The following is an 8,135-nucleotide window of genomic DNA, read 5'->3' as shown; positions in this document are numbered from 1 at the left end:
GGGAAAACAAGCTTATTTTCTGCCGGAATTATTAATGGAATATCGTTTCCATGGCGGTCAAACTAGCTTAAAACAAGCGGTTCACTTTTTGCAAGCAAAACTGTTTTGTACAGAAGGTTATCACTTTAATGATGTAAAATTAGAAGAAGAAAGAGTAAAAAAAGCCGCTTTTTTACAGGAATCTTTGGGAATAAAATTAATTGAAAAGGGAGAAACCGAAGCTGGGCGAGTTTTAATAGAAAAAGCCTCGCAATTGTTAGGAAAATCCCGACGAGCTAGACTGGGTTTACTGCTTTCCTATTTACCTCTAAACTTGAGACAACTGGCTTTTCAAGGTTTCCGTCAACTACGCTCCAAAGATTACGCCGAACAGGTAAGAGCCGTCTAAACTATAATTTATAGCAGTTATCTTAATGGTCGGGTAGGAAGTTTTCGTTTTGGGGAGTGGGTCGTCGATACCAAATTAGGTTACACTTCATCTTTGTGACCAACGCTGCCAGTTTTTAAATTTAACTATCTATGGATACTATTCACGTTACAGGAATTCGTGCCTACGGTTACACAGGATATCTGGCCGAAGAACAGGTTTTAGGTCAATGGTTTGAGGTAGATTTATCCCTAGAACTTGATATCAGCATTGCTGGCAAAAGTGACGCGATTGAAGATACCCTAGATTATCGACAGGCGATCGAAATTGTCAAACACCAGATTGAAACCGGCAAATTTGCCCTAGTGGAAAAATTGGCCACGGTTATCGCTGAGGATATCCTACAACTCGAGGGCGTGCGACAGGTAAGAGTACAATTATCGAAACCCGCCGCCCCAATACCCCATTTCACTGGTAAAATCACCATCGATATTACTAGATCTCGTTGAGTTTACGGGTATTATCGACTAAACTTTCAGCAAAAGCGTCAAAACGTTGGGAAAGCTTCTCGTCAAGGATTTTTCCGTCTTCGTTGAAGACTTTCCACGCTTGTCCTAAGCTAATTTGTTCGGGAATTACCCAAGCATGAACCCAACGGAGAATGATTCTTAAGTCATTTAGGGCGTTACTATTGGATTGGCCGCCTAAAACACTGATTAATCCAGCAACCTTTCCCGATAACTCCTCAAAACTCATTAAATCTAGGGCATTCTTCATCACACCACTGACACTGCCATGATACTCCGGTGTCGCCAAAATTAATCCCGCTGCCGATTTAACCGTTTGCTGCATTTTGGCCACATCGGGATAGTCAGAATAGTCATCTCCCCCGTTACAGAAGGGTAAAGAGAGTTTTCTCAGGTCAATTATCTCCGTTTCTACTCCTAACGCCTGTACTCGACTGATAAGCTAAACGGCGCTTAACCTGCATGATCCAACAGCTATAACCCTTTTGGAGTCTATATCGGTGATCCGAAGTAAAAGCCGTTTAGCTTAGCAACTTCTAACGCCATCGCACTATAGGATCCTGGGCGTAAACTGCCATTAATACCAACAATTTTGATCATAGAACTTATACAAACTCATAACGACTACATATAAGCTAACAAAAAAAGAGACAATTGGGGAAGCTTAGTTAAAAAAATATGTCGATGGGGCGGAGGGGGCGATCGATCTAAGTTTTAATAGGAGTAGAAAGAAAGATTTATTCCATTTCCCCTCATTGCCATGCCAGAATTTCTCGATTTTCTCAAACATAAATATGCCTATGTGGCTATTGGTGAATTTAAACCGGGGTGTTTTTCCGAAGCCCAAAAACTCTACGAAAAAGCCGTTTCCACCTATTCCACGGGATTCCAGGGAGCTTTTCTGTTGCAAAAACCCGGAACCGACGAAGGAATTGCCGTGATCATCTGGGATAAAATCGATGATATGGAGGCAAATAAAAGCGAAGCCCACGAATTATTGCTGAAATCCATGGCTCCTCTGTTTGCGAAACCGCCTGTCACCGATTTTTATGAAGTATGTAGCGAGATAGAAGGTTCCCCCATTTAGGGATAATGTTTCTTTTCGGTGGCGATTAATTTGGCGGCTAAAACCCCGCCTAGGAAACCAAATAAATGTCCTTGCCAAGAAATCCCCGGACGGGAAGGCAAAACGCCCCAAATTGTGCCACCGTAGAGTAAGAAGACTAGAATTGACAAGAGTATAGAAGGAATATTTCTCTGGAAATAGCCCCGCAGTAATAAAAAACCTAAATAGCCAAAAATCAAGATACTTGCTCCGATATGGATGGATCCGGGAGCAGCAAATAACCAGACTCCTAACCCCCCCACCAGCATAGTTAACCCAGTCACAATAAAAAAGTCACTGGTTTCCTGTAACATCACCAACCAACCAAGAATCAGGAAAGGAACGGTATTAGCGATAAGATGGGGAAAGTCACCGTGTAGGAAAGGTGCGAAAAGAATACCCCGCAATCCGATGACTTGATGCGGAATAATCCCGAAAATGTCTAAACTGCCCCGAAAAACAAATTGATCTAAAATCTCTAACAGCCAAAAAATCGCCACAAAGGTAGCGAGGATTATTGCTTGGGTTTTTATTTCTTGCCGAGATCCTTGACTCATAAGATTGATGGATGAGTTATTTTTTCCCATTATAGCCCCCCACATCAGTTATCAGTTATCAGTTATCAGTTATCAGTGATTCAGTTACCAGTGATTCAGTTACCAGTTAAGTAGGTGGGTGGAATTAAATATAAGATGAACGTAGGTTGGGTTGAAGCATGAAACCCAACGCCCGATTGTGTTACGCTACCGCTAACCCATCCTACAAATAATTTTGCCTCCCTACTTATCAGGTGTGAGTTATCAGTTTACTGTTTACTGTTTGCTGCGGGACAAAGAGGGGCTAATTGACAGGAAAAACAAGCGGGATTTCTTGCTTTACAAACTGCCCGGCCGTGGTAAATAATACTAATAGAAAAAGTTTCCCAATCTGGTTGAGGTAGTAAAGCCATTAAATCCCGTTCAATTTTCACTGGATCGTTATTAGTAGTTAAACCCAAACGATTACTTAAGCGCTTAACGTGGGTATCTACTGTCACCCCCTCAATAATCCCGTAAGCGTGAGCAAGTACCACATTAGCCGTTTTTCTAGCTACCCCGGGTAACGTTAATAATTCCGCCATTGTCTTGGGTACTTCCCCCTGAAAATCCTTGAGGATTTTTTGACAAGCACCCTGAATATTTTTAGCTTTATTGCGATAGAATCCCGTGGAACGAATGAGAGTTTCTAACTCCTCTCGCTCGGCAAAAGCTAAGGATTTAGCATCGGGAAAACGAGCGAATAAAGCAGGAGTTACCTTATTTACCCGCTCATCAGTGCATTGTGCCGAGAGAATCACTGCCACCAATAACTGCACGGGAGTTTGATAATTTAAGCTACAGGTTGCCTCTGGATATAATCGCTTTAAGTTGCTTAAAATTTCTAGGGCGCGCAGTTGAGGTTCAGTTTTTTTTCGAGAGTCCATCACTGGAATAAATCCTGAAAAACTGCTAGGTTAGCCGTGTCGCGCACGATTAAGAAAACTCCTAATCCTAAGAGTAAAACTAGACCTGTTTGCATGATGTTATCTTGCAGTTTAGTCGGGAGAGGTTTACCTACCAAAGCCTCGATTAATAAAAATACCAACTGACCACCATCAAGAGCAGGTAAAGGCAGAATATTAATCACCGCTAAGTTAATACTAATTAGGGCGGCAAATTGAAAAAGATTACCCGCATCATTACGAGCGATTGCGGCTCCGTATTCGACAATTTTAACCGGTCCTGCTACCTGTTGAACACTGTCTTTAAAGTTACTAACTAACTGCCCAAAACCTTGCACGGTTAATAGGGTTAATCGTTGAAATTCACCCGCACCTAAGCTAAAAGCTTGGCCAAAACTATCGGCTTTCAGGCGAGTTTCTTGACCGTTGGGAGCCAATCTAACCCCAATTTTACCCTGACCATCACTTCCCAATTCAGGAGTAACAATTAAATCGAGAGTTTCTGTGGGGCGTTTGATGGTTAATTTTAGGGGTTGATTAGGGGACGATTGAATAATGTCACGGAAGTCAATAATGGCATTTTGAGAAGCACCAAGGGGCTGATCATTGATAGCGAGGACGATATCACCCGCTTGTATTCCCGCTTGTTTAGCGACGGAATTTTCAGCCGTAAAAACCTCTGGAATAATTACCCCTTCTTGATAGTTAATTTGGGGAAAACCCACCGTAGCGACTTGGGTAACAAGCAAAAAATAGGCAAAAATTAAATTAGCAATTACTCCCGCACTAATGACGATAGCTCGATCGAAAACAGGACGATTGCGTAATAAATCAGGATCGTTATTGGGAATTTGACTATCGGGATCGTCATCGGGAAAACCAACGTAACCCCCTAAAGGAATGGCGCGGAGGGCGTATTCCGTTTCTTTACCTTGATATTTAGCTAAAGCTGGACCAAAACCGATGGAAAAGCGATTAACATGGATAGATTGCCAACGAGCAGCGGCAAAATGACCCAATTCGTGAACGACAATTAATAGGGCAAGTACACCGATCGCTATTAAAACTGACATGATGATCAAATTATAATGACTTAGCTTTTGTTTATTGTAAGCGATCCTCTTGGACAGATTTCAAAAAATCTGGAGTTATCGCTAATTTTTCGATCATTTATGATAGAAGTGATCTTAACTGCCTAATCTGACCTAACGGAGAGCGATCGATGCCTTTGAGTGAGCGCACCCAGCAATTGATCCCAAAAGCGAGAATCATCAGTTTCGCTAATTGGCCCTATCAGCAATCAGCGATCGCTATTTGGCAACAAGCGGATGATCAAACTTGCTATCTCAGCGATAGCGATTTAGATACTATCGTCAATTTAGAGCCTGATTTACTTGTTTATAGTCAACAAGCTCGAAAACTGCGGGATAATTCTAATAGTATCGTTGATAACGATCGGGCGATTATTTCGGGGTTAGAAGCTTTAAAATAATACAGCTTAGAGTATTTTAGCGACTCAGAAAAAAACGCAATTACTTCCTATTTCGATCATTTAATTACGGTTATGAAAAAGTTTTAAAACCGAGGCATTTAATCTGTGTTAAAATAATCAAGTCAACAGTTGAAAATGCCGCTCACCGAGGTTAAAACCCCGTTGAAACTCTCAAATCATCGGCGCAGGTGAGCCTCTTGGGATCAGCAAAAACCTTGAGCGAGTACCTAGCGGGTCGAGGCAGTTTATAAAAGTAAGGGAGATTAAACCTCTTGCATAATTAGTTTTGAGGGTTCAAAAACGGCACAAATAACGATTAAATTGTATAAAATCTGTAAATAGACTATTTAATTGATTATTATTCATTCTTAATTCTCCTAGCTACTGATTCCTAACCCTAACAACAATTTTTGATTTTTACAGGAGGTCTATTCTATGGATGCCAAAGCGAAATTATTAGAATTGATCGCTGGTAGAAATCGCGGACTCCTGGCGACAGAAAGCGACCGCGTGCGGATTTTAGCGGCGATCGAACAATTGGAGGATCACAATCCCCATCCCCATCCCCTCGAAGTTAAACAACTATTAGGGGGCAATTGGCGTTTGCTATTCACCAGCAGCCGCAACATTCTGGGAATAGATCGCCTACCTTTTTTTCAATTAGGGCAAATTTATCAATATCTCGACCTGAACAAGGCCAAACTCTACAATATCGCCGAAATTATCGGACTACCTTGGCTAGAAGGGGTAGTAATCGTCTCCGCTACCTTTGAACCCACATCCGAGCGCCGGGTAATGGTCAAATTTGAGCGCTCGATCCTCGGTCTGCAACGTCTTCTCAATTATCATTCTCCCCAAGAATTTATCGATGCGATCGAGAGTGGCAAAAAATTTCCTCCCCTCGATTTTTCTTTCAATAATCGCCAACAAACAGGTTGGCTCGATATCACCTATCTCGATGAAGATCTCCGCATCGGCCGCGGCAGCGAGGGCAGCGTCTTTATTCTCGCTAAGGAAAAAACCTAACTTACAGAGCTATTCAGGAGACTCCGAGACTCCGAGACAGCTTTTATGTATTCTCCCCACTACCCCACTACCCCACTACCCCACCTCCCCACTACCCCACACCCGACACCCCACTACCCCACTACCCCACCTCCCCACTTGCTCCCCCAGATGAATGCCCCGATCGGTTAGAATCAAAATATGGGAAAAAAATTATTTATTTTCGGGAACCTTTACTGAATTCTCCCGTCCTCAAGCTCTGAGTGAGGAGTTTATATCCTTAGAGGAAATCCCATGAGTCAATCGATTCCAGCATCTTGGTCACTTGAGGCCAAAAAGTCTCAAAACCCCGTGTCCCCTGACAAACTCTCCAACTACGATCTAATTGCACGCTGTCAGGAAGGGTGCCAGCCCGATCGAGCAGCTTTTGCGGAACTGCTGCGGCGCTATCAAGCTCATATTGATAAATTACTCTATCATTTGGCTCCCGATTGGCAAGATCGCGCTGATTTGGCTCAAGAGGTCTGGATTCGCGTCTATCGCAATATTAACCGTCTCCATGAACCCCTCAAGTTCCGCGGTTGGTTAAGTCGCATTGCCACTAATCTTTTTTACGACGAATTGCGGAAACGCAAGCGGGTTAATCACCCCATTTCCCTCGATGCTCCCCGGCGCGTGGAAGATGGCGAAATCGATTGGGATATCGAGTCCGATTACCCCAGTCCCGATGAACATCTCACCACCCACGAATTCTACGATCAATTACAGGCGGCGATCGCTGATTTACCAGAAGCTTTTCGGACAACTATTATTCTGCGAGAAATTGAAGGCATGGCCTACGAAGAAATTGCCGAGATGACGGGAGTTTCTTTAGGAACTGTTAAATCCCGCATTGCTCGCGCTCGCGCTAAATTACAATCCGTTTTACAGCCCTATTTTACCGAAGGCTAAAGAATATTGTGGTGATTCGGCACTAACGGCCGAAGTGAGGAGTCGTTAAATTTAACTAGCTCCGTGCTGGTGAAAAGTGATTGCATACCGATCGCTTCTGGTCGAGGTCAACCATGAATAATTATCAACCCGAAGACGTTCAATGGATCAAGTCTTTGTTACGTCACGATGACAGCGATGGCAACTCCGCAACCGAGGATATTTTATTCTTAGATGAGGATAACGAAGAAGCTCATCGTTTCGATTTAATTAGCGCCTATATTGATAACGAAGTAACGGTAGAGGAAAGGAAGCTAGTTCAGCATTGGTTAGACCATGATGCTGCTGCTAAAAAACTCTATCGGCAGCTCTTGGGATTACAAACAAATTTAAAGCAAATTCCCGTACCGGCTACTATTGCCAGCGACCGATTAGCAGAACAGGTGTTCAGAAAAGTCGATGGTCAGCGTCGTCGGCAATACTATGTTTATGGTGGCGCGATTTTCACCGCTATGGCGATCGCTGTTGGCTCCTACTTCGTCTCGGGACGCAATGATCCCCTCTCCCAAATGGCGAGCAGTCCGAGCAGTATTAGCCAAGAGGGAGACCATTTGATGATTGCTCTTAACCATCCGATTATGGAGATTCCCGCAACGGAACAGCCAAAAGAGAATGGCCAAAGGTAAGGTCTATGGAGATAAATGCCAGCATTCTCGTGCGATCGCCCAATCTTCCGCCGTAGCAATTACCATCACTCGCACTTTAGATGTCTCGCTGGCGATATCCTCATCCCGGGGACGAGCGGCATTTTTAGCTAAATCTAACTCTAAACCCAAAAAAGGCCAGCCTTGACTGGCTTTTTCCCGTACTAAAGCTGAATTTTCGCCGATTCCTGCCGTAAATACCAACACATCCAACCCCTCTAGAGAAGCGATCATCGATCCGATTAAACCTTTCAGACGATGAATATACATCTCAAATGCTAATTTTGCCCTCTCGTTGCCTTCGGCCATCGCCGTCGTAATTGCCCGCATATCCCCAGAAATACCCGAAATTCCCTTTAAACCCGATTCTTTATTGAGTAAACTATTTAAACTATCGGGATTATATTGATATTCTCGCTCTAGATAAATCAGAATCCCTGGATCGATCGAACCGCTGCGGGTTCCCATCATCAATCCCTCTAGGGGAGTAAATCCCATAGTAGTATCGATACTTTTACCCCCCTT

The 8,135-nt window shown here is 43.4% G+C and carries 10 protein-coding genes and 3 pseudogenes; 8 read left to right on the top strand and 5 right to left on the bottom strand.

From position 1 onward, the window contains the following. Together PX481_RS12845 and folB are read left to right on the top strand one after the other, a co-directional pair. A pseudogene (locus tag PX481_RS12845) lies at positions 1-388 on the top strand (glycosyl transferase family 2); the annotation flags it as partial. Positions 389-519: 131 nt separating this feature from the next. After that, positions 520-876, top strand: a complete 357-nt coding sequence (gene folB, locus PX481_RS12840; RefSeq protein ID WP_288094689.1) for a dihydroneopterin aldolase — start codon at positions 520-522, stop codon at positions 874-876. Here folB and PX481_RS12835 read toward each other — a convergent pair. Further along, a pseudogene (locus tag PX481_RS12835) lies at positions 863-1,494 on the bottom strand (NADPH-dependent FMN reductase). The gene folB and the pseudogene PX481_RS12835 overlap by 14 nt on opposite strands. A gap of 160 nt (positions 1,495-1,654) precedes the next feature. Between PX481_RS12835 and PX481_RS12830 the strand changes: the two are divergent. After that, positions 1,655-1,981, top strand: coding sequence for an antibiotic biosynthesis monooxygenase family protein (locus PX481_RS12830; protein WP_002759792.1), 327 nt, complete (start codon positions 1,655-1,657; stop codon positions 1,979-1,981). Here PX481_RS12830 and PX481_RS12825 read toward each other — a convergent pair. From PX481_RS12825 to rseP, 3 genes are all read right to left on the bottom strand, one after another. Next, the gene (locus PX481_RS12825) at positions 1,978-2,586 is read right to left on the bottom strand and encodes a rhomboid family intramembrane serine protease (protein WP_002759790.1); all 609 of its coding nucleotides are present in this window, start codon (positions 2,584-2,586) and stop codon (positions 1,978-1,980) included. The genes PX481_RS12830 and PX481_RS12825 overlap by 4 nt on opposite strands. Before the next feature lie 218 nt (positions 2,587-2,804). Beyond that, on the bottom strand, positions 2,805-3,461 hold the full coding sequence (gene nth / locus PX481_RS12820; RefSeq protein ID WP_002759789.1) for an endonuclease III: 657 nt from the start codon (positions 3,459-3,461) through the stop codon (positions 2,805-2,807). Further along, on the bottom strand, positions 3,461-4,552 hold the full coding sequence (gene rseP, locus PX481_RS12815) for an RIP metalloprotease RseP (protein ID WP_002759781.1): 1,092 nt from the start codon (positions 4,550-4,552) through the stop codon (positions 3,461-3,463). Before rseP ends, nth begins: the two co-directional genes overlap by 1 nt. A gap of 149 nt (positions 4,553-4,701) precedes the next feature. Between rseP and PX481_RS12810 the strand changes: the two genes are divergently transcribed. From PX481_RS12810 to PX481_RS12790, 5 genes are all read left to right on the top strand, one after another. Then, on the top strand, positions 4,702-4,971 hold the full coding sequence (locus PX481_RS12810; protein WP_002759779.1) for a globin family protein: 270 nt from the start codon (positions 4,702-4,704) through the stop codon (positions 4,969-4,971). Between the two features lie 435 nt (positions 4,972-5,406). Continuing rightward, on the top strand, positions 5,407-5,997 hold the full coding sequence (locus PX481_RS12805) for a PAP/fibrillin family protein (protein ID WP_002759778.1): 591 nt from the start codon (positions 5,407-5,409) through the stop codon (positions 5,995-5,997). A gap of 45 nt (positions 5,998-6,042) precedes the next feature. Further along, a complete protein-coding gene (locus tag PX481_RS12800) occupies positions 6,043-6,168 on the top strand; it encodes a hypothetical protein (RefSeq protein ID WP_288027017.1) in 126 nt (41 codons plus the stop codon). Positions 6,169-6,270: 102 nt separating this feature from the next. Next, positions 6,271-6,927: a sigma-70 family RNA polymerase sigma factor gene (locus PX481_RS12795; RefSeq protein ID WP_002759776.1), complete on the top strand. Its 657-nt coding sequence runs from the start codon at positions 6,271-6,273 to the stop codon at positions 6,925-6,927. 113 nt (positions 6,928-7,040) lie between these two features. Beyond that, positions 7,041-7,592 carry an anti-sigma factor family protein gene (locus tag PX481_RS12790; RefSeq protein ID WP_288094688.1) on the top strand — a complete coding sequence of 184 codons (552 nt, stop codon included), beginning with the start codon at positions 7,041-7,043 and terminating at the stop codon, positions 7,590-7,592. 3 nt (positions 7,593-7,595) lie between these two features. Here the strand turns inward: PX481_RS12790 and PX481_RS12785 are convergent. After that, positions 7,596-8,135: pseudogene (locus tag PX481_RS12785) on the bottom strand (acetate kinase); the annotation flags it as partial.

The organism is Microcystis sp. M53603_WE2 (genome assembly GCF_030065435.1).
Note: the sequence above shows the minus strand (reverse complement) of the source record. Positions and strands in the feature narration are given on the sequence as shown.

Excerpts from the sequence above, each read along its gene's own strand:
- folB (WP_288094689.1), top strand. The coding sequence starts at position 520 with ATGGATACTATTCACGTTACAGGAATTCGTGCCTACGGTTACACAGGA.
- PX481_RS12795 (WP_002759776.1), top strand. The coding sequence starts at position 6,271 with ATGAGTCAATCGATTCCAGCATCTTGGTCACTTGAGGCCAAAAAGTCT.
- PX481_RS12805 (WP_002759778.1), top strand. The coding sequence starts at position 5,407 with ATGGATGCCAAAGCGAAATTATTAGAATTGATCGCTGGTAGAAATCGC.
- PX481_RS12830 (WP_002759792.1), top strand. The coding sequence starts at position 1,655 with ATGCCAGAATTTCTCGATTTTCTCAAACATAAATATGCCTATGTGGCT.
- nth (WP_002759789.1), bottom strand. The coding sequence starts at position 3,461 with ATGGACTCTCGAAAAAAAACTGAACCTCAACTGCGCGCCCTAGAAATT.
- PX481_RS12790 (WP_288094688.1), top strand. The coding sequence starts at position 7,041 with ATGAATAATTATCAACCCGAAGACGTTCAATGGATCAAGTCTTTGTTA.
- rseP (WP_002759781.1), bottom strand. The coding sequence starts at position 4,552 with ATGTCAGTTTTAATAGCGATCGGTGTACTTGCCCTATTAATTGTCGTT.
- PX481_RS12825 (WP_002759790.1), bottom strand. The coding sequence starts at position 2,586 with ATGGGAAAAAATAACTCATCCATCAATCTTATGAGTCAAGGATCTCGG.
- PX481_RS12800 (WP_288027017.1), top strand. The coding sequence starts at position 6,043 with ATGTATTCTCCCCACTACCCCACTACCCCACTACCCCACCTCCCCACT.
- PX481_RS12810 (WP_002759779.1), top strand. The coding sequence starts at position 4,702 with ATGCCTTTGAGTGAGCGCACCCAGCAATTGATCCCAAAAGCGAGAATC.